This is a genomic window from Vibrio sp. MACH09 (assembly GCF_033238805.1).
In the GTDB taxonomy this organism is placed as follows: Bacteria; Pseudomonadota; Gammaproteobacteria; order Enterobacterales; family Vibrionaceae; genus Vibrio.
In genome coordinates, this window is record NZ_BSFZ01000001.1 from 1,863,856 (window position 1) to 1,890,137 (window position 26,282).

Annotated in this window: 23 protein-coding genes and 3 tRNA genes; 11 read left to right on the top strand and 15 right to left on the bottom strand. The window is 44.5% G+C overall.

Going from position 1 to position 26,282, the window contains the following annotated elements:
* Nucleotides 1-7: 7 nt before the first annotated feature.
* Both dpaL and CHJ_RS08260 read left to right on the top strand, forming a co-directional pair.
* On the top strand, nucleotides 8-1,216 hold the full coding sequence (dpaL, locus tag CHJ_RS08255; protein ID WP_317917428.1) for a diaminopropionate ammonia-lyase: 1,209 nt from the start codon (nucleotides 8-10) through the stop codon (nucleotides 1,214-1,216).
* A gap of 36 nt (nucleotides 1,217-1,252) precedes the next feature.
* Entirely contained in the window at nucleotides 1,253-2,683 is a 1,431-nt protein-coding gene (locus CHJ_RS08260; RefSeq protein WP_317917429.1) for a YfcC family protein, read from the top strand.
* Between the two features lie 645 nt (nucleotides 2,684-3,328).
* Here CHJ_RS08260 and CHJ_RS08265 read toward each other — a convergent pair.
* The 3 genes from CHJ_RS08265 to CHJ_RS08275 form a co-directional block, all read right to left on the bottom strand.
* Nucleotides 3,329-3,404: transfer RNA gene (locus tag CHJ_RS08265), tRNA-Gly, on the bottom strand.
* A 32-nt stretch (nucleotides 3,405-3,436) separates the two neighbouring features.
* Nucleotides 3,437-3,523: transfer RNA gene (locus CHJ_RS08270), tRNA-Leu, on the bottom strand.
* A gap of 82 nt (nucleotides 3,524-3,605) precedes the next feature.
* Nucleotides 3,606-3,679: transfer RNA gene (locus CHJ_RS08275), tRNA-Cys, on the bottom strand.
* A 305-nt stretch (nucleotides 3,680-3,984) separates the two neighbouring features.
* On the opposite strand from CHJ_RS08275, the gene CHJ_RS08280 reads away from it, so the two are divergent.
* Complete coding sequence (locus tag CHJ_RS08280; RefSeq protein ID WP_317917430.1) at nucleotides 3,985-4,338, top strand: hypothetical protein; 354 nt, start codon at nucleotides 3,985-3,987, stop codon at nucleotides 4,336-4,338.
* Nucleotides 4,339-4,442: 104 nt separating this feature from the next.
* A complete protein-coding gene (locus CHJ_RS08285; RefSeq protein WP_317917431.1) occupies nucleotides 4,443-5,042 on the top strand; it encodes a thiol:disulfide interchange protein DsbA/DsbL in 600 nt (199 codons plus the stop codon).
* Nucleotides 5,043-5,103: 61 nt separating this feature from the next.
* Here CHJ_RS08285 and CHJ_RS08290 read toward each other — a convergent pair whose 3' ends face one another.
* The 3 genes from CHJ_RS08290 to CHJ_RS08300 form a co-directional block, all read right to left on the bottom strand.
* On the bottom strand, nucleotides 5,104-7,035 hold the full coding sequence (locus tag CHJ_RS08290) for an alkaline phosphatase D family protein (RefSeq protein WP_317917432.1): 1,932 nt from the start codon (nucleotides 7,033-7,035) through the stop codon (nucleotides 5,104-5,106).
* Between the two features lie 308 nt (nucleotides 7,036-7,343).
* Nucleotides 7,344-7,634, bottom strand: a complete 291-nt coding sequence (locus CHJ_RS08295) for a Bor family protein (RefSeq protein ID WP_171754733.1) — start codon at nucleotides 7,632-7,634, stop codon at nucleotides 7,344-7,346.
* Nucleotides 7,635-7,884: 250 nt separating this feature from the next.
* Entirely contained in the window at nucleotides 7,885-8,325 is a 441-nt protein-coding gene (locus tag CHJ_RS08300) for a MarR family winged helix-turn-helix transcriptional regulator (protein ID WP_317917433.1), read from the bottom strand.
* 97 nt (nucleotides 8,326-8,422) lie between these two features.
* On the opposite strand from CHJ_RS08300, the gene CHJ_RS08305 reads away from it, so the two are divergent.
* Nucleotides 8,423-9,136, top strand: coding sequence for a siderophore-interacting protein (locus CHJ_RS08305; protein ID WP_317917434.1), 714 nt, complete (start codon nucleotides 8,423-8,425; stop codon nucleotides 9,134-9,136).
* A 158-nt stretch (nucleotides 9,137-9,294) separates the two neighbouring features.
* Here CHJ_RS08305 and CHJ_RS08310 read toward each other — a convergent pair whose 3' ends face one another.
* The 7 genes from CHJ_RS08310 to CHJ_RS08340 all read right to left on the bottom strand — a co-directional run bounded on the left by CHJ_RS08310 (nucleotide 9,295) and on the right by CHJ_RS08340 (nucleotide 16,928).
* Complete coding sequence (locus CHJ_RS08310) at nucleotides 9,295-10,053, bottom strand: SDR family oxidoreductase (RefSeq protein WP_317917435.1); 759 nt, start codon at nucleotides 10,051-10,053, stop codon at nucleotides 9,295-9,297.
* A gap of 14 nt (nucleotides 10,054-10,067) precedes the next feature.
* A complete protein-coding gene (gene mmsB, locus CHJ_RS08315; RefSeq protein WP_317917436.1) occupies nucleotides 10,068-10,958 on the bottom strand; it encodes a 3-hydroxyisobutyrate dehydrogenase in 891 nt (296 codons plus the stop codon).
* Nucleotides 10,959-10,972: 14 nt separating this feature from the next.
* Entirely contained in the window at nucleotides 10,973-12,106 is a 1,134-nt protein-coding gene (locus CHJ_RS08320; protein WP_171754766.1) for an enoyl-CoA hydratase/isomerase family protein, read from the bottom strand.
* 9 nt (nucleotides 12,107-12,115) lie between these two features.
* Nucleotides 12,116-12,892 carry an enoyl-CoA hydratase gene (locus CHJ_RS08325; protein WP_317917437.1) on the bottom strand — a complete coding sequence of 259 codons (777 nt, stop codon included), beginning with the start codon at nucleotides 12,890-12,892 and terminating at the stop codon, nucleotides 12,116-12,118.
* Between the two features lie 37 nt (nucleotides 12,893-12,929).
* The gene (locus tag CHJ_RS08330; RefSeq protein ID WP_171754739.1) at nucleotides 12,930-14,084 is read right to left on the bottom strand and encodes an acyl-CoA dehydrogenase family protein; all 1,155 of its coding nucleotides are present in this window, start codon (nucleotides 14,082-14,084) and stop codon (nucleotides 12,930-12,932) included.
* A gap of 112 nt (nucleotides 14,085-14,196) precedes the next feature.
* On the bottom strand, nucleotides 14,197-15,690 hold the full coding sequence (locus CHJ_RS08335) for a CoA-acylating methylmalonate-semialdehyde dehydrogenase (RefSeq protein WP_171754740.1): 1,494 nt from the start codon (nucleotides 15,688-15,690) through the stop codon (nucleotides 14,197-14,199).
* Nucleotides 15,691-15,749: 59 nt separating this feature from the next.
* Nucleotides 15,750-16,928 carry a thiolase family protein gene (locus CHJ_RS08340; RefSeq protein WP_317917438.1) on the bottom strand — a complete coding sequence of 393 codons (1,179 nt, stop codon included), beginning with the start codon at nucleotides 16,926-16,928 and terminating at the stop codon, nucleotides 15,750-15,752.
* 210 nt (nucleotides 16,929-17,138) lie between these two features.
* Between CHJ_RS08340 and CHJ_RS08345 the strand changes: the two genes are divergently transcribed.
* The 6 genes from CHJ_RS08345 (at nucleotide 17,139) to CHJ_RS08370 (ending at nucleotide 24,265) form a co-directional block, all read left to right on the top strand.
* Nucleotides 17,139-17,525, top strand: a complete 387-nt coding sequence (locus CHJ_RS08345) for a MerR family transcriptional regulator (protein WP_171754742.1) — start codon at nucleotides 17,139-17,141, stop codon at nucleotides 17,523-17,525.
* Nucleotides 17,526-17,569: 44 nt separating this feature from the next.
* Nucleotides 17,570-18,739 (top strand): isovaleryl-CoA dehydrogenase, encoded by a 1,170-nt coding sequence (locus CHJ_RS08350; protein WP_171754743.1) that lies wholly within the window; start codon nucleotides 17,570-17,572, stop codon nucleotides 18,737-18,739.
* 180 nt (nucleotides 18,740-18,919) lie between these two features.
* On the top strand, nucleotides 18,920-20,527 hold the full coding sequence (locus CHJ_RS08355; protein WP_317917439.1) for a carboxyl transferase domain-containing protein: 1,608 nt from the start codon (nucleotides 18,920-18,922) through the stop codon (nucleotides 20,525-20,527).
* Between the two features lie 45 nt (nucleotides 20,528-20,572).
* Complete coding sequence (locus CHJ_RS08360; protein ID WP_317917440.1) at nucleotides 20,573-21,355, top strand: enoyl-CoA hydratase-related protein; 783 nt, start codon at nucleotides 20,573-20,575, stop codon at nucleotides 21,353-21,355.
* A complete protein-coding gene (locus CHJ_RS08365; protein WP_317917441.1) occupies nucleotides 21,348-23,357 on the top strand; it encodes an acetyl/propionyl/methylcrotonyl-CoA carboxylase subunit alpha in 2,010 nt (669 codons plus the stop codon). The genes CHJ_RS08360 and CHJ_RS08365 overlap by 8 nt, the downstream gene beginning before the upstream one ends.
* A gap of 2 nt (nucleotides 23,358-23,359) precedes the next feature.
* Nucleotides 23,360-24,265 (top strand): hydroxymethylglutaryl-CoA lyase, encoded by a 906-nt coding sequence (locus CHJ_RS08370; protein WP_317917442.1) that lies wholly within the window; start codon nucleotides 23,360-23,362, stop codon nucleotides 24,263-24,265.
* 8 nt (nucleotides 24,266-24,273) lie between these two features.
* Here CHJ_RS08370 and CHJ_RS08375 read toward each other — a convergent pair whose 3' ends face one another.
* Together CHJ_RS08375 and CHJ_RS08380 are read right to left on the bottom strand one after the other, a co-directional pair.
* Nucleotides 24,274-24,873 (bottom strand): methyltransferase domain-containing protein, encoded by a 600-nt coding sequence (locus CHJ_RS08375; RefSeq protein WP_317917443.1) that lies wholly within the window; start codon nucleotides 24,871-24,873, stop codon nucleotides 24,274-24,276.
* A 189-nt stretch (nucleotides 24,874-25,062) separates the two neighbouring features.
* Nucleotides 25,063-26,280, bottom strand: coding sequence for a phenylacetate--CoA ligase family protein (locus CHJ_RS08380; RefSeq protein ID WP_317917444.1), 1,218 nt, complete (start codon nucleotides 26,278-26,280; stop codon nucleotides 25,063-25,065).
* Nucleotides 26,281-26,282 lie beyond the last annotated feature (2 nt).

Below are 26,282 nucleotides of genomic sequence, written 5' to 3' on the forward strand. Positions count from 1 at the left end.
CGAGAAAATGATGAAATTATCAGAAACAAAAATAGAACACGTTCTAAAAAGTACCAAAAACGAATTTGCATCTCCTTGCATTAGCTCAGGATTTGAATCGAATGATCTTGAGCTTGCTAGAAGCTTTCATAGCCAACTACCAGGTTATCAACGAACTCCACTTCATTCGTTAGATGATCTAGCTGAAAAATTGGGCATAGGAAAAATTCTTCTAAAAGACGAAGATTATCGATTTGATCTTAATGCTTTTAAAGTGCTTGGTGGTTCATTTGCTATTGCTCGTTTATTAGGCCAAAAATATGGGCTATCACCTCAAAATCTGACTATAGACAACTTAAAAAAACATATTACTCAACCAATGACATTTACTTCAGCTACAGACGGTAATCATGGACGTGGAATTGCTTGGGCTGCGGAAAAGTTAGGGCAAAATGCTGTTATCTATATGCCTGTAGGTACAGCTGAAGAACGCATTAGAAACATTCAATGCTTAGGTGCAGAGGTTATCGTTACCGATTGCAATTACGATGATACTGTGCGAATTGCTTACGAAACATCACAAAGAAATGGCTGGGAATTCATTCAAGATACTGCTTGGGAAGGATATACCGATATCCCTCTTTGGATCATGCAAGGTTACGCAACAATTGTAAGTGAAAGTATTGAGCAATGTGAAGAAATGGATATCACACCTACCCACATTATTTTGCAAGCTGGCGTAGGTTCAATGGCTGGAGGCGTGTTAGGCGCTTTTGGCAACTATTATGGCGCCGAGAACTTAACCACTATTATCGTTGAACCTGAACAAGCAGATTGTATTTATCGCTCAGGTCTTAAAGGCGAAATAACTTATGTAAGTGATGAGCTTAACACCATAATGGCCGGTCTTGCGTGCGGTGAACCATGCACCATTGGTTGGGAGATCATTCGAAATAATGCTTCAGGCTTTATGTCTTGTGATGATTCATTAGCTGCTACTGGTATGCGTATTCTCGCTAACCCAATAGGAGGAGATCCGAAAGTCATCTCTGGTGAATCTGGAGCAATTGGCCTAGGTGTACTTTACACACTGGCTACTAATCCCGAAGCAAAAGATATTTTAAATCAATTTGGTTTTGATGAAAACTCTGTTGTATTCATTCTAAGTACAGAAGGCAACACAGATCCTCTTAATTATCAAAAAGTTGTTTGGGAAGGCTCTCATCCAACTAAATAGATTTAACGTGAAACAAATTATAAAAAAGGTTTAACTATGAATACTGATTCAATTATAGATAATGAGCCAACTAAGAATGAAACAAAAGAGTTTCAAATACCACATACATTCATTCTGCTGTTAATTGTTGGCGCAATAGTCGCTGTATTAACACATTTTATCCCAGCGGGTGAATTCGTTCGTATTGCTGCTCCTGGCGGCCGAATGATGGTAGACCCTTCTTCGTACCAGATTATTGAAAGTACACCAGTCGGGTTCATGCAGTTTATGGTTTCCATTCCAAAAGGGTTTGTAGAAGCTGGCTGGATTGTTGCCTTAACATTTTGCGTTGGTGGTGGTTTTGCGGTACTACGAAAAACAGGTGTAATAGAAGTTAGTGTAAATAGAGTAGCTGCTCGTTTCTCTGAGCGCGGAATTATTATTGTTCCGATTCTTATGTTTACATTTTCAATGATCGATACCTTTATTGGTATGCCGGAACTATGTATGGTCTACGTTCCTATCATTTTACCTCTAATGCTTGCTTTAGGTTATGACTCAATTACTGCATGTGCGATAGCTCTAGCAGGTTCAGCCGCAGGATTTACTGCAGCATTAACGAATCCGTTTACCGTAGCAATTGCACAAAAAATCGCCGGTTTACCTCTCTACTCCGGTGCTATGTTCAGAGCTGGATTTTTGGTAGCTCTTGTCACTATTGGTGCAGTTTATGTTGCCCGATATGCCAAGAAAATTAAGAATAATCCCGAAGCAAGTGATATGTACGAAGAAGATCTTAAGAACAAAGAAATTCTTCTAAGTGGTAATACCTTCCAAACTACTATGACTAAACGTCAAAGCTACGCTGGAATTGCCGGTATCATGTTGTTCTTCGTTTTGATTGGTGGTGTCTTTACTCAAGGGTGGGACATGCCAGAAATTGGAGCTATGTTTATCTTAATTGGCGTAGTATCTGGTGTTATCAGTGGGCTATCAGGTAATGATATTTGTGAAGGGTTTGTTGAGGGTTGCCGTGATGTTCTTGTAGGTGCTCTCATTATTGGTGTGGCTCGCTCTATCACTGTAATTATGGCAGATGCGCAAATTATCGATACCATAGTAAATACTTTAGGTAACATGCTAGGTGGTTTACCTGAACAAATTACAGCACTAGGTATGTTAGCGGTTCAATCGTTTATGAACTTCTTGATCCCATCAGGAAGCGCTAAAACACTAATTACAATGCCTATTATGGCACCATTAGCTGACATTATAGGTATTACCCGTCAAACGGCAATCTTAGCACTACAGATTGGTGATGGGCTATCGAATATACTATGGCCTACTTCAGGTTACTTCATGGCTACGTTGGCTGTTGCTAAAGTACCATGGATTAAGTGGACCAAGTTCTATTTACCACTGTTCCTTATCTGGACCACAGTAGGTGCAGGAGCTCTAATTCTTGCCTACATGATTAACTGGCAATAGTAATCTCGTTGTATATTCTCAAATAGTAAAGTTATAGGTTCTAGATACTCTAGGGCCTATTTTTTGTGTTTAGAGTTATATTTTTCATCTCTATATCTATCTAAAAATCCATTACAAAACAATTGGTTACCATTCCATCCATTTATGCACTAAAATCACTCTAACTTGTATCAACTGTACTTAAATTAGATATGACAATTATCAAGACCTACAAATTTCACTAACAGTGTAATTGCTAATCATGAAGTGATATTAACTAAGAGATGAACCCTCGCTATTCTTTCCACCAGAGCTACCTATTCACCATCGAAGAAGCCAAATGATATACATAAAAACATGGTATAAGAAACACCCGCCATCTTAATGTTCGAGCTTTATTTACTGATTATTACTCGAAGCCAAAATCTTGATCATAGAGAGATTCAGCCTCACAGCTTTCATCCGAATATTTATTATTATCAATATAGTAAACGCACAATAACCGATTCGTTTCATTGTTCACAACTTTATGCTTGATTACGTGTCGCAAAAGAAACCGGAGATAGACAAGAAAAGAAAAGCTAGAGACCAACCCAAACTTTTCATGAGACGTAAAAAAGCCCGACCATTTCTGATCGGGCTTTTTACTTTCTACATAAAGAAATTTGGAGCGACACACGAGGTTCGAACTCGTGACCTCAACCTTGGCAAGGTTGCGCTCTACCAACTGAGCTAGTGTCGCATGCTACATTCAGCGAACGTAGACTTAATAGATGGTGCCCCGGGCCGGACTTGAACCGGCACAGCGCGAACGCCGAGGGATTTTAAATCCCTTGTGTCTACCAATTCCACCACCAGGGCACGCAATTCTTTATTGCGATGCTGTTAACTGAAAAGTTATGACACCATCTTGATACCGAATAATCATCAATATCACAAAATGTGGAGGCGCGTCCCGGAGTCGAACCGAGGTCCACGGATTTGCAATCCGCTGCATAGCCACTCTGCCAACGCGCCATTGTTTTCAAAGGCTTGCCCTTGAGAACGAGAGGTACTTTAACGGATTGAGATATTGAGTCAACAAAAAATTTCGTTATTTTGATCAAGTGGTTACTCAACAAGCGAAATGATGTTTTTTTTGCCATTATTGCCAGAAATCAAGCAGTACAACCCTTTCACCGCTCCTACTTAACGGATAAAAGGCCATAGAAACGAAGTCACTATGCTTTCCGGTATCAATCCTAAATCAAAAACAATAACCTTGACAGACACATCCAGCTATCAGATATTATTGACCTTCACATAAGGTAGCAATGAATAGCATGAAAGCAGTACGCTCATTTTGGACAACGTGTTTAACGCTGTTAGCATTATCGCTAACCAGTGTCGTGCACTCTGCTCCGCTATTATTGCCTGTCGATCAAACTGAGCCAGCTCACGTAATCGATGAGTCAACTCACCTTTCTTCCCATTGTGAAGACAAACAAGAACATAGCGTGGAGCGTAACAACACAGCAAATAACTGCTGTAGCAGCAGTTGTTACATTAGCGTGCCATTCTCACCATTTTCTCACCTAGAATTACTCCCTGCACACAGTTTGGCTTTAATTCTGAGTGATCCTCCTGCACCTCTATCCAGTTTCACACGTGCCCTCTACAAGCCTCCAATTGCTTGATTTTATTAATTTTAAAAACTAAACATTATATTAATAGCATCAACAACTATATGGCTAAGTACCACTTTAAGCATAAGTGTACCTAGACCATAGGAGAACAAATAATGAAAGCTCTATTGACTGTATTTACCGCCCTAGTAATGAGTTTCTCGCTACAAGCAGCCACATTTACCGAAGGCGATTACTACACGACCCTAGATAATGAACGCTCAGCCAGCCCCACCGTTACTGAGTATTTCTCATTTTACTGCCCACACTGTTATAAATTTGAGGGAGTGATTACTGAGCTGAAGAAAAATATTCCAGACACGGCCAAGTTCCAGAAAGTTCATGTCGCCTTTATGGGAAATAATATGGCAGTACCTATGGCAAAAGCCTATGCCACTATGGTGGTGCTGAAAAACGAAGAAACCATGGTTCCGGTCATGTTCAAGCAGATTCACGACTTCCAGAAAGCACCAAGGGATGAGGCAGAGTTACGCCAGATCTTTTTAGACAACGGGGTAACCGCTAAAAAATTCGACGCCGCTTATAATGGTTTTGCGGTAGATTCCATGCAGAAGCGTTTTGACCAGCAGTTTAACTCAAGTACGTTAACGGGTGTTCCTGGTATCGTGGTTAATAACAAATATGTGGTTAAAGCGGATAAAATTAAGAACTATCAAGAATATTTTGATCTGGTTAACTTTCTACTAAAGAAATAACCTCTATAAGTTAGCAAAAATTAAAATCCCCCTCTAATCGCAAGGTTAGAGGGGGATTTTTCTATCCATCCGTAGGTGGAAAATCTATCTCTTTTCCACTAGCAGTAATAATTCTTACACTGTTTGGCTTACCGTTATCATCAAGTTTTAGCTCTCCAATGGCGCTAATATTGACTAAACGGTGTCTTCCTGCAATATCAGGATCTCTCTTTTTAATCTTCATCCGTTTTCGTTTAGTAAACCAGTTCAGTGGTGATTGACTGGCGTATAACATCCTATCCATAAAGTCGCAAAAACGTAGTAGACCATTAGGAAACTCGTTTTTAATCCCACTAGAGGTAATTTGATAAATATTTAAGCTATTACGATGAAACCTAAGCTTTATGTCATAGGCAAAAGAGTAATGAACGTCGCCAGAAAGAATTATAAAGTTGGTTGGCGTTTTGGTGTGGGTAAAAATACTCAATAAGGTATTCGCTGATCCGGGATGAGCCATCCAGTTTTCCGCATCAATTAATAACGGCTCACCTAACCAAGTCATCATACGTTGCAGTGTCTCTATAAATTTCACACCAAACATTGGGGCCGGTGAAACAATAATTACGGATGGCTCATTTAACATGGATTGTTGCAATTCACTTAACGCTTCCCAATCCATCAAGCCTGAAGGTTTGTTCATCTTAGACTCAGAGCGCCACCGACGAGTTCGAGTATCTAATACCAAGACCTTCGGCGTTGTTTCTATAGTGTAATGCCACTGTTCAAACTTTAGTAAGCGGTCAATAAATCGATCTTGCTCTTCACTCCCCCACTCATTGCTGTACTGGCGAAACTCATCAATAAATGCACCATCAAACCGTTCAGGATCATTGCCCCACCCTTGGCACAGCCAGTAACTGATTAATCCATTACCTATAATCCGTTTGGATAATGGATTTTCATACGCTGCTTTTTCCCAACCTACGGTAAGGTTCCAGTCATCGGTAATATCATGATCATCAAAAATCATATAGGTGGGTAGATGCGCCATTAACCTTTGAACTTTTGCTAAACCAGCAACAAAGGCGCCAATAGACTGCTTCTCTTCATGCCACACTTTTTGCCAATGCTCTGTCAGCTTAACTCCGTTAACAACAAAATCTTCATCCTCTATTCGATCATCAACAAACGACCAAAGTGTAGGCGACCATACCAAAAGGTACATGGCAATAAACTCAGCAAATGTAAATAGGTGGTTTTCGCACTCTCTTGAGCTAAATATCGCCTTTTCAGAACTCGGTAGCAGTCGCTCCATAAATCCATTAGAGAGCCAATCACGTCCGGTTTTAACACTAGGGAGTAATTTATCTCGCCCGTATAGAGTCTCAACATGCTGATAGAGTTGTTGAGCGTGTTTGACACTCCCTTGTGGAAAAGTCTCATCAGGTAAACCAAGTAACGGAATAACTTGGTGAATTGCGTCCAACATCGGACCCGCAACATGATCCGCATAGATTTGATCACCACTCATCATAAGTAATGCGGGGCGATCAAGCGGTTGCTGCTTCGCTATTTTATTGTCAGCGGCAACCAGACTGTCTTGACTAGAGTGATGAGGATTTCTACACGACCCATGTAAAACATGGTCTGCTCTGCTGTTAATGACAAAGGTGATGCGCTGTTCTTGTGAGTAGAGCAACGAAGGACTCAGCGAAGTGATATCTCCTTGCTGAGTGGTTATTTGATACTGTAGCGGCTGATCGGTCGGAAACTCTCCTCTCAGTTGCAGCAAAATAATCCAAGCAGAGTGACCAAGCTGTATCTGTTCGCTCTCCGTTATGGTTTTTTCAAAAAAAGGACTCTTTTGATCAGGAAAATAGAGAGAAACTGAGCCCTGCAAAGGTTGCGAAGTCGCCAACCAAAAAGTTAACTGTGAGGCTGTAGATTTTCTTATTATCGGGCCAGATAAAAGCAAAGGTATCTTATCGTCCATTTGGTCATTCAATGTGTGCATGCTTTCTATTCACCTCCACCAGTCACTACTTCTATTCTGCCAGCTCACCTTTAGATCTAGGACTTTATCTTAAGGCTATTTAGCTAAATAAAACAATAATAACAATGTTGTAACAGGAAAAAGAGGCACAATTGAGTGATGATAAACAGATCCGAATATGTTTGTCGGTTAAAAAAGCGACATTTACCTATTTAAGGCTAACTATTTTGCGGTATAAGAAAAGATGAAGAGTGAATAAAAAGAGGTAGAAAAGAGAGGAATGAGAAGTGGAAAAAGCGTGAGAAGAAAACTTCTCACGCTCAAAAATCTTATTGGTTTTTGCAGTAAACGCGTGCGTCACGTGGTGTGTAGATACCAAATGTTACTGCACTTAGTAGACCGTTAACAAAAGTTTGTTGAACTTCTACTTTAGCTACATTTTCCATGCCGCCACAAACTTCAGCTGCATCGATCACTTTTTTCTGGCCAATACCATACACAAAAAAGCTTTGTGATTGCTCAAGAGTTTTGTCTTCTGCTGGAGCAGACATTGTAAAAGTTTGCTGAGCACAACCAGTAGCCAATACAGACAGTGCTGCAATTAAAACTAATTTTTTCATTCTAGCCTCGTAAAATTGTATTTCATGGTCCTGAGCGAAAAGTTCATTCACTAAATGATAATGAGCGACTCATTCATCCCATCCATTAAACAAGTTTGACACGAATTCAAACGCATATCCATAACGTTTTATTATGTAATCTGTGATGCATATTACTAATTATCAATTTGATTTATAATAATTAAGCTAAATTTTGACAACTGCTAAGTGGCCTCGGCATTCATACAACAACATGAGGTATCAATATCTGTTATATCTGTTCCGGCTTTTGTCGCAAGTTAGCGGCCAGTTTTTCAGTCACCGCGACAAATAGCTCGAGCTCCTCCTCAGATAAACCTTGCACCATTCTCTCGATCAGCTGCCCATCCACTTGTTTCATCTGTTTTAATAAATCCACTGCATTTGGCTCTAGTACTAATATTTGGCTTCTTTTGTCGCTTGGATTAGGTATACGTGCAATCAAACCATTGTTCTGCAAATCTTTAACCAACCTCGCAATCTGGGCTTTATCTCGCTGAATAACCTGTCCCAACGTTTGAGCCGTACAAGGCCCTATTTTATCCAGTAAACGCAGTACCTTCACATGCATCATAGCAACCGGAAGTTGCTGTTCTATCAAGGCATCTTTCATCTCCGTTTTCACGCTAAAAAAGAGCTTAAACAGAGAATCCAATAAATTTTGAGATTTCATTTCCATCAACTTAGTTGACATTATCAACTTTAATATCTAACATAGTTGCTATTATCAACTACATCCAGAGTTGATGCAATTATGTAAGGGCAAATAGATGAAATTTAAACGACGAATGGCTCAAGTATGTGATGTTATCGACCTTTCAAAACACATGCGCCGAATAGTAGTTACAGGTGACGATCTAGCGGATATTCCTAGCGGGCTAGAAAGTGCTCATGTAAAAGTTATTTTTCCTACCTCTGGAGAATCAAAACCGAAATTGAGTTTCGATCTCGGTCTTAAAAAGAGAATGCGCTCTTATACCATTAGGTATTTTGACGCCAAGACTCGCCAATTAACGATGGATTTTGCCGTAAATGACCATGTTGGTTTAGCTACCCAATGGGCATCGCAAGCTAAAGTGGGCGACTTTATCGGTATAGCGGGACCCGGAGAGATCAAACATACCGATTTTTTCGCGGACTGGCATCTAATTGTCGCAGACTTAACTGCGCTACCTGCGGCAGCCGCTACCATAGAAAAGTTACCAAAAGAGGCCACTGGTCACGCCTTCATTCAGGTGCCTTCGTCGCAAGATATACAAGATATACTCTGCCCTGAGCATCTTAATATTCATTGGGTCATTAACGGTGATCTGCAAAATAATGCACTGCTCAATAAAGTCACCGAGATGACATGGCAGAACGGCGTACCCGCCATTTTTATCGCTGCGGGATCAAAGCATATGAAGGCCATACGACAATTTGTGTTAACCAAACCCAATACCGCAAAAGAGAAGATTTATGCATCCGGCTATTGGAAAAGTTAACAGCTCAGGTTTGATGATGGGCTACAGAGCTAAGATGCTGGCTAAGCTAAATGGATGTTAGCGAATCCGACAGCCATCAAACACTCTCAAGCCAATGATTTTGAATAAAAAAAGGAGGCACCACGCCTCCTAAAAGTAGTACACTACCACAAAACACGCTACATTCTCATTCCACCATCGACTTCGATCACCCGACCAGTAACAAAATCATTCTCAAGAGCAAATTTCACTGTAGAAGCGATCTCTTCTGCATAACCTAATCGTCCAACAGGGATCATTTTCACCAGCCGCTGCATTGCTTCCGGTTTTATCTGATCCGTCATCGCGGTTTTTATTACGCCTGGCGCAATGGCGACAGAACGGATATTGTATCGACCTAACTCTTTCGCCCACACCTTAGCCATGGTTGCCACGGCAGCTTTTGACGCGGAATAATTGGTTTGACCCACATTTCCTGCACGAGCAACGCTGGATATGTTGATTATGACACCCTCACTGTCCGTCTCCATCATCACTTTCGCCGCTTCTCTGGCACATAAAAATGTCCCCGTAACATTCACATCCATCACCGACTGAAACTGCTGCAAAGACATGGTATGAATTTGACCATCTCTCGCTTTAATAAACATCCCATCGCGCATCATTCCAGCATTGTTGACTACACCATTTAGCTGCGAAAAGTCTTGAGCAATGGCTAGAAAGCTCTGACAAACTTGCTCTTCATTGGTTACGTCCGTTACGTAGTAGTTCACTTTTACGCCTAGCTGTTCACACTGCTGTTTTGTCTCGGATAACGAGGCTTCATTAACATCCAGAAGCGCCAAGTTCACCCCACTCTCGGCCAGAGAAAGCGCCATGGTTTTTCCTAACCCTTGGCCCGCTCCGGTAATGGCAATAACACTGTTAGCAAGATCCATATCATCACCTACCCTTAAGCTTTATTTTGATAGAACTCAAATAGACTGGAAAAATCTTTCTGACCATTGCCTTGAGCACTATGTAACGTAAAGAGATTTCGCGCTAAGTTACCCATTGGGGTGGCAACTTGACTCTGTACAGCCGCTTCCATCGCAAGCCCCAGATCTTTCGCCATTAGTTGGCTCATAAATCCACCTTGGTAACCATTACTGGAAGGCACATTTTCCATTACTCCAGGGCAAGGGTTATACAGCTCTAGCGCCCAGTTTTTTCCTGAACTTTGCAACATAATGTTTGATAGCACTTTGGCATCCAGTCCGTTTTCTATGCCTAAATTTAATGCTTCGCAAGTCCCGCTCATCAATACACCTAACATCATGTTGTTACAGATTTTAGCAACCTGCCCTGCGCCTGCGTCTCCAGCATGGAAAACATTTTTTCCCATATGATCCAGTATCTGCTTTGCTTGCTCAAAACAGCGCTGCGAACCGCCAACAATAAAGGTTAGTGTCCCAGCCGATGCGCCAGACACACCACCAGACACAGGAGCATCAACAAAGTCAAAACCTTGTTGTTCCGCTTTCGAGGCAACATCTCTTGCGGTGGCAGGATCGATGGTTGAAGAGTCAATAAGCAGAGTACCCGATGACACATTGGCCAAAACGCCGTCTGGACTAAAATAAACCGTTTGCACATGCTGACTAGCAGGCAACATGGTAATCACAACATCAGCATTGTCGACCGCATGTTGAATAGAGTCGGCCCCTTTTGCGCCAAGAGATATCGCTTTCTCTAGTGCCAAAGGATTAAGGTCATAAACGGTAACGTTGAACTGCGCGTTTATTAAGTTTTCTGCCATCGGGCCACCCATATTTCCAAGCCCGATAAAAGTAATATTTTTCATGTTAATCATCTCCATTATGATAGGTTGTATTCCATTAACTCTTCACTAAGAAGCTGCTGCGTAGTGCAGATTGGTGAGAAAAAACGCGCTAATAGTTGAGGCGAAACGCTAGACACGTCGTTATGAAGCCACTTAGGATCATGACTTTTATCAATGACCAAGCTACGTACACCTTCTCTAAAATCCCCTTCCATTCCACAGCGCAGTGTCAAACCGTGTTCTAGCCTAAAACACTCATCGAGCGGTAAGTTTTGATACTGGGTGAGCTGTTGATAGCTAATTTGCATAGATAGTGGGCTGCCGTACTCTAACGCGCTTTGCGCACTACGGAACCACTTGTTATCAATATCAGCAGCACTAATATTGGCGATGATTGAAGAGAGATCTTCCGCCTCACATAACTGGCGAATTTGCTCTGCAAAAGCCATCATTTTTTCCCCTTGAGGATTAGGGCAATCAAGTTTAGCCAGTAATTGCCCTATCTTGGCATTCTTATCGCTCTCTTTATGCCAATGTACACAGGCTAACTGCTCAATGAACATCGCTTTGTCATTTGCATCTACCACCCAATGACATAAGCCAACGGCTTTCATATCTTCAGCACTAATTTGTGCGGAAGTAAGAGAGAGAAATAGCGCATAAGGCTTTTCAATACGGTTAAGAAAATAGGTCGCTCCCACATCGGGATATAATCCAATTTTCACTTCTGGCATCGCAAATCGAGTGTTATTCGCAGCCACTCTCTGGCTCGCTCCCATAAACAGCCCAACGCCGCCCCCCATTAAATAACCATGTCCCCATGCGATAACTGGCTTTGAATAGGTATGGATCAAATAGTCACAGCGATATTCCAGTGAAAAAAAGCTATCCATCGCCTCCGTCGCGGTTGCAGGATCCTGCTCTCTGTTCTCCAGCAAACGATAGATGGCCTGTATATCTCCTCCGGCACAGAAGGCTTTGTCACCCCTTGCGTGCAACAGAACAGCGACGATACTGTCGTCCGCCTGCCACTGTAAAAGTTGCTGATATAGTTGCTCTATCATGGTGTAAGTCAGAGCGTTTAGCGCATTGGGATTGTCTAATTCAGCCACGCCGATTTGTGAACCATCAGTACACTCGATAACCGATAAATTAACTCTAGCCTGCATCATATTCCCTTACTTTGAGTGCCAGTTGGGTTTACGTTTCTGTAGAAAAGCAGCCACACCTTCCGTCTGGTTGTCGCTGTTGATTAGCTTCATAAACAGTTCACGTTCCAGTACGAGACCGGAGAGTTGGCTATTACCACGACCATGCTGTATTAGCGACTTACAAGCCCTAACCGAATCCGGTGACTGTCCCGACACTTTACTGGCCAATGTCATTGCGGATTGAAACGCCTCTCCAGTCGCCACCACTTCTTCAACCAATCCTATTTGCTTTGCTTGATCTGCCGTGACCCTTTCGCTGCACAAAATCATTCGTTTTGCCCAACCTTCTCCCACTAACGAGGTTAAGTTTTGCGTGCCTCCGGCACAAGGCAATAACCCGACCGATGCTTCGGGTAATCCCATCTGCACCTGCTGTTCAGCAATACGGATATCACAGGCCAGCGCCACCTCTAAACCTCCCCCCATGGCATAACCATTAATGGCAGCAATGGAGACCCCTTTAAAGGCGGATAATGCTTCAAAGGCCTGACCAAACGCATTAGCCATGTCCAACGCTTCCCCTCTGTCGCCGCTAGAGAAGGTGTTCAAATCTGCGCCAGCGGAAAAGAACTTTTCTCCCTCACCGGTAAGCACAAGCGCATAAATATCACTGTCGTTATTGAGCTTAATGATCAACTGCTGTAACTGGCGTAACGACTCTAATGTCCACGTATTGGCCGGCGGGTTATCCATAACCAGCTGCGCAATATGTCCTTGTTTTTCTAACTTAATTTGTGCTGTCATGATAATGTTTTCCTTAATCAATCATTACAAGGTCAGGCTAAAGCAGCTCGACACCTTCACTCAGTAATCGTCGCGATATGATCAGACGCATTATTTCGTTTGTCCCTTCAAGAATTTGATGAACGCGGACATCTCGAAAATGACGCTCCACTGGGTACTCTTTGATGTAGCCGTAACCACCGTGTATTTGTATTGCCTGATCGCAAATTTGGAAACCGACGTCGGTAGCAAATCGCTTCGCCATTGCACAATAAGCGCTTTTTTCAGGGTGTTGATTGTCCAGCTTGCTAGCAGCTAAGCGCACCATCTGTCTTGCCGCCACTAACTCTGTGGCCATATCCGCTAACTTAAACTGCAACGCCTGAAAATGAGACAATGTTCGGCCAAATTGCTTCCGTTCAGTCATGTACTGCTTAGCTTCATTTAATGCTTGTTGAGCGGTTCCGATTGAACAGGTAGCAATATTAATTCGGCCGCCATCAAGCCCTAACATAGCGAACTTAAATCCTTCACCTTCCTCGCCAAGCAGGTATTTAGCGGGAATGCGCACATCTTCGAAATTGATCATACGAGTAGGTTGAGCATTCCAACCCATTTTTGACTCTTTCTTACCGTAACTAATGCCATCACTGTCTGCCGGCACCACAAAAGCAGAAACCCCCGTTGCGCCTTCTCCCCCAGTGCGAGCCATAACAACAAGAACATCGGTATCACCGGCACCTGAAATAAACACCTTGGCACCATTTAACCGATAGTGCTCCCCTTCCAACACAGCGCTTGTTGTTAATGATGCGGCGTCTGAGCCGGCATTCGGTTCCGTTAAGCAGTATGACGCTAACGTCTCACCGCTAACCAGTTGAGGACAGAACTGTTCAGCCACTTCCGGCTTAGCAAAGCTGGCAATCATCCAAGTGGCCATATTATGAATCGTCATAAACGCTGTTGTCGCGGTACACCCCATCGACAGCTGCTCAAATATAATGGCCGCATCAAGACGCGACAGACCGAGTCCACCATGTTCTGGTGGTGTATAGATACTGAGAAATCCAAGCTCACCCGCTTGCTTTAACACCTCTTTGGGAAAGATAGCTTTCTCATCCCACTCAGCCGCGTAAGGCAGCAGCGCCAGATCAGAAAACTGTTTCGCCGCATCAGCAAAAGCTTGCTGATCTTCATTCAATTCAAAATCCATTTTGCATCCCAACCATTTCAATCATTGTTACTAGGCAAAAGTCACCCTATCACTGGGCGTCTCTTTTGCCTCGCCTATCACTATCACATGCTTACCTGTGGTTAACTTAATGCTACTTGAGCTGAATAGTCATATTGGGGCCAGAAGGAATATCATCTTCAAACCAACGAGCGGTAACGGTCTTAGTTTCAGTAAAGAATCTCACTGCCTGTTTGCCGTATGCATGAAGATCACCATGGAAGCTTCCTTTCCAACCCGTAAAAGAGAAGAAAGGCAGAGGAACAGGAATTGGTACATTAATGCCCACATTGCCCACTTCAATATGGTGTTGGTATTTTCTCGCCGCTGCACCACTAGCTGTAAAGATAGAGGTACCGTTACCGAATGGGCTGCTATTAATCAGCTCGATAGCCTCTTCTAAAGAGTCCACTTCCATAGTGAGTAGCACTGGGCCAAAAATCTCTTGTTTATAGATAGACATCTCTGTAGTGACATTACTAAACAGAGTAGGTCCAACCCAGTTGCCTTCTGGATAACCTTTCACTTGGCAATCAGAGCCATCAAGTAGACAGTCCGCGCCAGACTCTTTACCTTCATTAATCAGTTTAACCACCCGCTGTTTTGCTAACGGACTGATCAAAGGACCATAGCCGGCTTGTTCATCGTCCCATGCCCCCGGGTGAATCTTAGCTAACTCCTCTTTTAGTTCGCCGATCCACTCTTTACTGTCGCCAACAAAAACCGCAACCGAAATCGCCATACAGCGTTGACCCGCTGCACCTACGGAAGCACCAACCAAGTTATTGATGACTTGCTGCTTGTTAGCATCAGGCATAACAACCATATGGTTCTTTGCCCCAGTGAAGGATTGAACACGCTTGAGATTATCAGTGCCCGTTTTATAGATATACTTACCAACCGGTGCTGAACCAACAAAGGATACGGCACGAATTACCGGATCACTTAATAGACGGTCCACTTGCGATTTTTGCCCATGGACAACTTGCAACACTCCCTTTGGAGCGCCTGCTTGCTCAAATAGCGCCGCCAGTTTCATCGCGGTTAGCGGTACTTGTTCGGAAGGCTTAAGCACATAGGTATTGCCACACGCAACCGCCATCGGAAACATCCATAATGGGATCATGGCCGGAAAGTTAAACGGCGTGATGCCTGCGCACACACCAAGAGGCTGAGTGTAAGAGTAGCCATCAATATTGGTGGCGACATTTTCCACCGTCTCACCCATCATCGCGCTAGAGATGTTTGCCGCCTGTTCAACCACTTCTATGCCTCGCCACACATCCCCTTTCGCATCGGCAAATGTTTTACCCGTTTCGCTAGAAAGCAGAGTCGCAATCTCATCATGTTGTTCTTTTAGCAAATGTTGATAACGAAGCATTAACCGTGCACGTTCAGGAGCAGAAACCTCTTTCCATTTTTTAAACGTTTCTGCCGCATGGGTAATTGCTGCGTTCATTTCTAGCTCTGTTGCACATGGAACCTGTGCAATCACCTCATTTGTCGCTGGATTGGTGACATCTAACCATTCGCTAGAATCTGAATCGGCAAACTCTCCACCAATATATTGTTTAACTCTCTGTGTCATGATGACTTCCTTGTGTGCAGTTAATAATCAAGATATATAAATCATTTATGTTGTCGCCATTAAGCAATCTCTATTGCTATTGCAGTTGCTTCACCACCACCAATACAGAGTGAAGCAACTCCTCGTTTTCCACCGGTTTGTCTTAGTGCATGAATAAGCGTAACCAGAATACGATTGCCGCTGGCACCGATAGGATGACCCAGTGCGCATGCACCACCACGAGGGTTAACTTTGTTCTCATCTAAATCCAACGCTTTAATGGCGTGTTGAGTAACCACCGCAAACGCTTCATTGATTTCCCATAGATCCACATCCGACTTTTTCCAACCGGTCTTTTGCAGCAACTGCTCAATGGCATAGACAGGAGCAATAGTAAATTCTTCTGGTTTTCTCGCATGAGTTGCGTGTGCAACGACCTTTGCTAGAGGCGTTAATTTTTCCTCTGTCGCAAACTCACTATCCAGTAATAGCAGAACCGAAGCACCATCAGATATCGAGCTTGAGTTTGCTGCCGTCACGCCACCATCTTTGGCAAAAGCCGCTCGCAACGTGGGGATTTTATTGACGTCGAGTTTATTCGGCTGCTCATCATCTGAGACTATCTGTTCATCGCGTCTTGACTTAACCGTCACTGGGACGATTTCATCAGCAAATAATTTATCGCCAATTGCATTTTGCGCTCTTGTGACTGACTGTTGCGCCCATTTATCCATGCTTTCACGGCTAAATTCATAACGTTGTGCCGTCTGTTCGGCGTAGACACCCATCAACTCTCCTTGATAAGCGTCCTGTAAACCGTCGTAAAACATATGGTCAAAGACCTGTTGATGACCAAGACGATAACCGTCTCTCGCTTTATTGAGCAGATAAGGCGATGCGGACATATTTTCCATACCACCCGCCACCACAGCTTTTGCGCTACCCGACTTAATAAGGTCACACGCCAACATCACGGTTTTCATTCCAGAGCCACATACCTTATTGAGAGTTGTCGCGCCAACAGACTGAGGTAAGCCCGCACCAAGTGCCGCTTGTCTTGCTGGTGCCTGTCCTACTGCGGCAGTCAACACACACCCCATAAGTACTTCGTCTACTTTGTTTTTGTCGAGTTGGCTTGCTTCTAGCGCTGCTTCTATCGCTTTTGCTCCTAAAGCGGTTGCCTCTGTAGTTGCTAACGCCCCTTGGAAAGCGCCTATTGGCGTACGTTTAGCGGCAACAACCCAAATTTCATTACTCATTTTATTAACCTTTCGTTGACGTTTGCGTAATAAATATACTAACATTTACGTAAACGTCAAGTTAAAGACTATTTGTTGTTATGTTAATTACTGCGTTTTTTACGAAACATATGTGAATTCAAGGATAAACAAGCATTACAATTCATTTACTTTAACGTTAACGAGTTATATATTCGTATGTAAGTTATACGAAAGTCGAAAGGTTAAGTAATGAATACATACAAAATCAGCGAACTTGCTAAAGAGTTTGACATTACAACCCGAAGTATCCGCTTTTATGAGGATTTGGGGCTGATTGCGCCTAAGCGCAAAGGGAACACCCGTATCTACGATGGTCGAGATCGAATTAGGCTAAAACTGATTCTAAGAGGTAAACGCTTAGGTTTCTCTCTCGCAGATATAAAAGAGCTATTTGAGCTCTACGATACTGATCAAAGTACAAGTCAATTGCGCTACATGATTCAGTTAATTGAAGATAAAAAAGCCACATTGCAGCAGCAGAGCGATGACATCAAGGCGGTAATGATGGAACTCAACGCGGCGAAGTCGCGATGTGAAAATACACTGAAAAATCTGGACGACGATATCGCCACCTGACAACTTTAACAAGATGTAGGTGGTTCCATATATAAGGACATAAAATGAAATCTACCTACTCTTCGTTAAACTTCGGTTATGACGAAACTATTGAAATGCTCCGTGAGCAGATAAACCATTTTGCTGCAACGGAGATCGCTCCCCTTGCTCAGTCTATCGATCAATCCAATGAGTTCCCCAACCATCTATGGAAAAAATTTGGCGATATGGGCCTATTAGGCGTCACCATTGACGAAGAGTTTGGTGGGGCAGAAATGGGCTACCTCGCCCACGTCGTTGCCATGGAAGAGATCAGTCGAGCTTCTGCCTCTGTCGGTCTTAGTTACGGTGCCCACTCTAACCTCTGTGTAAATCAGATCTCTCGCAATGGCACACAACAACAAAAAGAGAAATACCTACCAAAACTGATCTCCGGTGAGCATATCGGCGCTCTTGCTATGAGCGAACCTGGCGCGGGCTCTGATGTGGTATCCATGCAACTCAAAGCGCAACGCAAAGGTGATATTTTCTTGCTCAACGGCAACAAAATGTGGATTACCAACGGTCCAGATGCCTCAACCTATGTGGTTTACGCCAAAACCGAACCAGAGCTGAATGCCAAAGGGATCACCGCCTTTATCGTTGAACGAAACTTCGCTGGATTTTCTCAAGCACAAAAGCTGGATAAATTGGGTATGCGTGGTTCCAACACCTGTGAATTGGTTTTTCAAGACTGCGAAGTTCCTGCTGAGAACATCCTCGGCGAAGAAAACGGCGGCGTCAAAGTGTTGATGAGTGGCCTCGATTATGAACGCGCCGTTCTCGCTGGCGGCCCGCTTGGTATTATGCAGGCGTGTATGGATATCGTTGTACCCTATATTCACGACAGAAAACAGTTCGGTCAATCCATTGGCCAGTTTCAGTTGGTTCAGGGAAAAGTCGCCGATATGTATACTCAAATGAACGCTGCAAAAGCGTATGTATATGCCGTTGCTGCCGCTTGCGACAGAGGAGAAACCACCCGTAAAGATGCGGCTGGTGCCATTCTGTACAGTGCGGAACTCGCCACCAAACTTGCCCTCGATGCCATTCAACTTTTAGGTGGCAATGGCTACATCAACGAGTTCGATACTGGCCGACTGTTACGGGACGCCAAGCTATACGAAATCGGAGCCGGTACATCTGAAATCCGCAGAATGCTAATTGGCCGCGAACTATTTAACGAAAGCGCCTAATTCTCGTAATCCATTTATCTCTGGGGTCTATTGACCCTAATGACCAATTTACATTAATGGCCTTATTTCATTGATTTTTAGCTAAATATTCGAGCTAACAATGGATAGAGCATAAATTTGAATATCGTCGTCGCTAGCTGTGAACTCAGTGTCAGCGACGTCAAATGGAGACGACTTATTATGGCTCTGCTAACAAGCAACATAAACACTCAATCTGAGCAGTACCACAACAACTACCGCTCTATGGCGTCATTGGTTGATCAACTGTTTACCATTACTCATAAAATTGAAGACGGTGGTGGTGAAGCAGCCCGACAGCATCAACAGAAAAAGGGCAAGTTGCCCGTTCGCGAACGCATACTCGCTTTACTAGATCCCGGCTCTTCTTTTTTGGAAGTCGGTCAATTTGCCGGCTGGGATGTCTACCCTGACTACGTCCCTTGCGCTGGTGTTGTCGCCGGTATCGGTATCGTCGATGGCATTGAATGCATGATTGTGGCCAATGACGTCACAGTAAAAGGGGGCAGCTACTACCCTCTTACGGTAAAAAAACACCTCAGAGCACAAGAAATTGCGGAAAACTGCCGCTTACCTTGTATATATCTGGTGGACTCTGGTGGGGCAAACCTCCCAAGACAAGATGAAGTATTTCCTGATAAAGACCACTTTGGTCGCATTTTTTACAATCAAGCTCGTATGTCCGCCAAAGGCATCGCACAAATAGCGGTGGTTATGGGGCTCTGTACGGCCGGTGGCGCATACGTTCCAGCCATGTGCGATGTATCGATAATCGTAAAAGATCAAGGAAGCATCTTTCTCGCTGGCCCACCATTAGTTAAGGCTGCTACGGGAGAGGAAGTTTCCGCAGAAGATCTCGGTGGTGCTGATGTGCATTGTCGCGTATCGGGTGTCGCCGACTATTACGCACAAAGCGATCATCATGCGTTAGAACTTGCTCGACAAGCGTTATCGCAAATCAATCACGTTAAACCCTCACAACTGAAAACCAAGCCGGTGCTCCCTCCCCGATTTAACGCTGAAGAGCTATATGGCGTAGTGGGTACAGACTTGAAGAAACCTTATGACGTTAAAGAGGTCATCGCTCGGATAGTGGATGATTCTCAATTTGACGAGTTCAAAGCGCTGTTTGGCGACACTCTGGTGTGTGGCTTCGCTCATATTCACGGTTTTCCGATCGGCATTGTTGCCAACAACGGCATTCTGTTTTCAGAGTCAGCCCAAAAAGGCGCCCATTTTATTGAGCTATGTGCGCAACGAAAAATCCCTCTGCTGTTTTTGCAAAACATTACCGGCTTTATGGTGGGTAAGAAATACGAGTCGGAAGGAATCGCCAAGCATGGTGCCAAGATGGTTACCGCGGTCGCTTGTGCCAATGTACCCAAATTTACCATTGTGATTGGCGGTTCATACGGTGCCGGAAATTACGGTATGTGCGGTCGAGCCTACGATCCAACGATGATGTGGATGTGGCCAAATGCCAGAATCTCAGTAATGGGAGGCGATCAAGCGGCTGGAGTGATGGCTCAAGTGACCCGAGACATTAAGAACCGTAAAGGTGAGTCATGGAGTGAAGAACAAGAGCAGGAATTTAAACAACCCATCATCGATCAATATCAGACACAAAGTCACGCATATTACGCCAGCGCAAGACTTTGGGACGACGGTATTATCGACCCGGCCCAAACACGGGATGTGTTAGGTATTGCCATTTCCGCAGCGCTAAATGCTCCAATTGAAGAGAGCAGATTTGGCATATTCAGAATGTAATTTCATCATTCACAACGATAAAACGGGATAAACACAGGAAGTGATATGACAGAACTACTCGTTGAAAAAGATAGTCATGGCGTGGCGTGGCTCAGCTTTAATCGACCAGAAAAGCACAACGCCTTTAACGACCAAATAATAGCTTCAATGCTACAAATCCTCGAAGATTTGCAACAAGACGATAGCTTAACTGCGCTGGTATTGATGGCAAATGGGGACCATTTCTCTGCCGGAGCCGACCTGAACTGGATGCGCTCAATGGCGGAGAAGAACCAACTAGAGAATCAGCAAGACGCTCATCAACTGGCCCTGCTACTGCACAAACTAGACACATTTAAGCACCCTACTCTCGCCTTGGTGCAAGGCGCAGCATATGGCGGTGCACTGGGTCTCATTTGCTGCTGCGATATTGCGATTGGAACAGCCAAAAGCCGTTTCTGTCTGAGTGAGGTTAAGCTCGGCTTAATTCCTGCCACAATCAGCCCATACGTTATTCGAACCATTGGCCAGAGGCAGAGTCGACGCTATTTCATTAGCGCAGAAACCATTGATGCAGAAACGGCCCTATCAATGGAAATCTTACATATGATTTCGGCGCATCCAAAACAGGATGCAGAAAAACTTTTACAGCAGATGAAAAATAATGGCCCTATCGCGATGCAAAAAGCAAAAGAGCTCTGCTCAAGAGGCCATCATCAACCCATCAATGACGCCCTTATTGACTACACCAGCCAAGCCATTGCTGAAACCCGAGTTTCAGCAGAAGGCCAAGAAGGACTCAATGCCTTTTTTGAAAAACGCACTGCCAATTGGAGGAAGCATGATTAAACGTGTATTAATCGCTAACAGGGGCGAGATTGCCTGCCGCATTATTGATACTGCTCAGCGGATGGCAATTGAAACCATCGCGGTATACTCTGATGCCGATCGCAATAGTTTGCACTGTAAACGTGCTGATTTTGCCGAATATATTGGCCCTTCCCCTGCATCCGAATCCTACCTTGTTGTCGACGCAATTATCGCAGCGGCGAAAAAATGGCAAGCAGACGCAGTTCATCCCGGATACGGTTTTTTGTCTGAAAATCCTCAGCTCGCCAAAGCGTGCAAGGAGAACGACATCATTTTTGTTGGCCCATCTATTGATGCCATTGAAAAAATGGGCTCAAAATCTCAAGCGAAATCCATCATGGCCAATGCCAAGGTGCCCTTGGTTCCGGGTTATCACGGAACAGATAACCGTATTGAAAGCTTGATCGCTGAAGCGGATAAGATCGGCTATCCGGTCATGCTTAAAGCCACCCTTGGTGGTGGCGGCAAAGGCATGCGCGTGGTGAGCAGCAAGCAGGAGATGCCCAACGCCATTGAGTCCGCCCAGCGTGAAGCGCTGTCGAGTTTTGGCAACAGCGAAATGCTGATTGAAAAATGCATTATCAAGCCCAGACACGTTGAAGTGCAGATATTCTCTGACCGCCATGGTCACTGTCTCTATCTTTCAGACCGTGACTGCTCCATTCAACGACGACATCAAAAAGTGATTGAAGAAGCGCCAGCACCCGGACTCTCTGATTCACTGCGCCGTCAAATGGGTGAAGCCGCGGTACTCGCGGCAAAAGCGATCGATTATGTTGGCGCCGGAACCGTCGAGTTTTTGCTGGATGACAGCGGCCATTTTTACTTTATGGAGATGAATACTCGCTTACAAGTGGAACACCCTGTCACCGAAATGATAACAGGCATCGACCTAGTCGAATGGCAGTTCAGAGGGGCAAGTGGTGAGCCGTTGACCCTGTCACAATCGCAGGTTAAACACCGTGGGCACGCCATCGAAGTTCGCATATACGCGGAAGACACCGACAATAACTTTATGCCATCGACAGGGAGAATTAACACTCTTTATCAGCCTAAGCCGTCGAACTACGTACGACTGGACAGTGGGATCGTTCAAGGTGATGGGGTTAGTGAATTTTATGACCCTATGCTGAGTAAGCTGATTGTTTGGGGGGAAGATCGCAACATCGCCATTAGTAAACTTAAAAAAGCGCTGTGTGACTATTCTATTCAAGGTGTCACTACCAATATTGGCTATATGCACACGCTAATATCGCTAAATGCCTTTTCTCAGGCAGAACTCGATACCGACTTTCTTGTCACTCATCAAGCCGATATTCAGCAGTTGCACAGCATAGATTTATCCCTCTGGTTAGTCCTCGCGGCCTCTGCTCGTTGGCAAAGCATCACAACAACGAAGCAGACGTTGCTTGCTGAACCCAGCAGACAAGGTTTTCAGCTCTCTCCTAGTCGTATTTGGCGATTTAATTTTACCTATCAGCAAACAAACCATGAAGTGCTGATACGTGCTGAGCACAACCAGCTTCAACCTGAACTATCGGTGCAGGTTGGCGATCAACATTACTCACTGTCCATTATAAACAGCGATGATGGCTTGACCATCGATGTGGATGGCACTCGCCACAAGATTCAAGCAGAGTTACAGCAACAGAGCAGCTGCATATTTTACCGTGGTCAGCAGCGGGAGTTTAGTCATATAGCGAGCTTTGAACCTGAGTGTGATAGCGAAGATCAATTTCACCCAACCGCACCTTTAAATGGCTTAGTGTCAGCAATACTGGTTAACAAAAATGATACGGTGAAAACAGGGGATCCCTTGCTGGTTATTGAAGCGATGAAGATGGAGTACACCATATCCGCACTGCAACCTGCCACGGTGGATGACATCCTATTCCAAATTGGCGACCAAGTTCATCATGGTGCCATTTTGCTCAACTTGTCGCCATGCCAACAGACGCTAACCAGCGATGCGGAGGCTTAATCATGTTACCTTCTCACGTAAATATCGTTGAAGTCGGCCCCCGAGATGGCTTGCAAAATGAAGTTTCCGTTCCTTTACAGGCCAAGGTTCGCTTGATTGATCAATTGAGTCAGAGCGGATTGAAACATATTGAGTCAGGCTCCTTTGTTTCACCAAAGTGGGTGCCACAGATGGCAGATTCAGAGCAGGTGTTTGCCGCCATTAGCAAAAGTGATGACGTAGTTTATAGCGCTTTAACCCCCAATACTGCTGGGTTCGAGCGAGCGCTGGCCTGTGGTGTAAAGCAGGTCGCCATCTTCGCTTCTGCTTCTGAGTCATTCAGTAAAAAGAACATCAACTGCAGCATCAGCGAGAGCATCAAGCGCTTTGAACCGATTATTGCCCTAGCGCATCAACATCAAATATCGGTTCGTGGCTACCTCTCTTGCACCATGGTCTGTCCGTATGAAGGCGCTATCTCACCACAAATAGTTAGCGATATTTCTCGGGATCTGTTTGATATGGGTTGCTACCAAATCTCCCTAGGAGACACAGTAGGAAAAGCGACACCTAACCTTGTTGCGACAGTGATAGAGCGTCTGTTAGCACAACTTCCTCAAGATGCCTTAGCGGTTCACTTTCACGATACATGGGGGCAAGCACTAGCGAATATTTATCAAGCATTGACCATGGGGATAAACACCATTGATAGTGCGGTCGCGGGGCTTGGCGGCTGCCCTTATGCCAATGGTGCCAGTGGAAATGTCGCAACAGAGGAGGTGCTCTACCTTTGTCACAACCTAGGGTTAACTACCGGTGTTGACCTTCATCAGGTGAATAAAGCGGGGTGGGATATCTGCCAAGCATTGGGTAAACAACCGGTATCCAAAGTTGCTTTAGCGTTAGGGGCACCTGAAAGCAGCGTATAAAACCGCTGCTAGCGCTTCTGCCAAACCATCCAATACTCTTTGTCGGCAAACACCTCTACGCTGTTTGCCACTTTTTTCTGTTCCAGCAGTTCAAACTTCTCTGCCATTTTCTGCTGCAGTTCACCGCTTCTGAGACAAAAAGGAGGATAGCGTGACTGATACTCGTCGCACATGACAAAGAATCCAATGACCAAACCACCAGCATCAAGCAGCTCATCCAACATAGCAAAATACTCAGACCAATGCTCTCTTGGTAAGGCAGCTAAGAAGGCGCGTTCATAAACAATCTCGTAGGCACTTTCTGGACGATATTGGAACACATCGCCACAACAGACTAAGTTCCCTCTCTGTTTGAGCTGTTGCTTTGCCCGTGAGACAGCTTGGTCACTGTAATCCATCGCTTTAACGTGATGCCCGGCTTCAGTGAAGCTGTTCACTTCGTAGGCGGCACCACAGCCGGGAATAAACACTTTTTTTGCTTGTAACGGACTATTGGATAAGAAACGAATTAACTGCTCCGGCGAGCCTTTTTGATCCCAGGGCATATTCTCATTTTGAAACAGCTTGTCCCAGAAACTAACATCTATTTTCGCACTGCCATTTTTCATTTTTTGCTGTCTCCATTGATTAACTCACCCTTAATTGAAAAGCCTTTAATAGCAAAGCTAGATAACCGTGATTAACCGCTGTGAAGCCAAGTTTAGCTAGCTTACCGTCATTGTTGGCCGGTTATAAAAAGGGATATCGACCTAAAATCGATACCCCTTAAAAACCCGATCAACCGTTGCTAAAACCAGTTAAGTCACAAGTTGTCGCTTATCGTCTATCAAAGGCAACTCATTTGGCATACCAGCAGGCATAAATAGCACCTCGCCTTTCAGTTTAGTTACCGACTGAAGTGTCGACTGGATATCGTTCACGCTGCTATCACCTTGCTGGCAGAAAAAAGTGATGCTGTCTTTATGTCCTTGTCGTTCAATCTTCAGTGATCCTTTCACATTATGACGTCGGCATATTTCCTCTACTTGATGAGGATAAACAAATAGCCCTTTCACTTTAACCGCGGAATCCGCTCTGCCTAGCCAGCCCTTTAAACGAATATTCGTTCTACTCGACTCTTTGGGGATCGGCATTTTGGCGGACAAATCCCCCGTCGCGAACCGAATTAAAGGAAACTTGCTATTGAGAGTGGTCACCACCACTTCTCCAACGTCTCCTTCAGGGACTGGATAACCCTCCGGATCAACCACTTCGACGATAATGTCTTCTGCCACTATCAGCCCTTGTTCCCCTTCTGCCTGATAGGCGATTAATCCGAGCTCCGCGGTCGCATAAGCCTGATACACGTTAATGCCATTGAGTTGGAACTCCTGCTGCATCTCTGCTGTTACTGGCTCTCCAGACACCATGGCTTTATTAATACTACAGGGCTGACTGTCTGCTTGTTTATATCTGGATAACAGTTCAATCAGATAGGAAGGAGTGCCGCTGTAGCCTGTCGGTCTCAGCTGTTTTATCGCTTCTATTTGTGCATCCGTGTTGCCCACACCTGCCGGAAACACGGCACAACCACACGCTCTTGCACCGCTGTCCATAATGAATCCACCGGGAGAGAAATGATAAGAGAGAGTATTGTGTACTAACTCCCCGGCACGAAAACCCGCCGCATAAAACGCTTGTCCCATTCGCCAGTAATCCTGCTCTGCTGTTTGCGGTTCATATAGTGGCCCGGGAGATTGAAACACCCGCACCATATCTCCGGCATCGATACAGTTTATTCCGCCAAAAGGGGCGATTTTTTTCTGTTGCTCAGGTAATGAGGACTTACGAGTGATAGGAAAACGGCAAAGATTCGCTCGGTTTGCGGCGAGTTGCTCATCAATTCCAGCAAATAATTTGGCATAGTGACCACTGTTGAGTTTGGCATTGGCGATCTTTTCCGGTAAGTCGGCGAAAAGTGCAGCCTCACGATCTTCAGCAGACAAAAAGCTTTTGCTATCTAGAGTTTCACTCATTT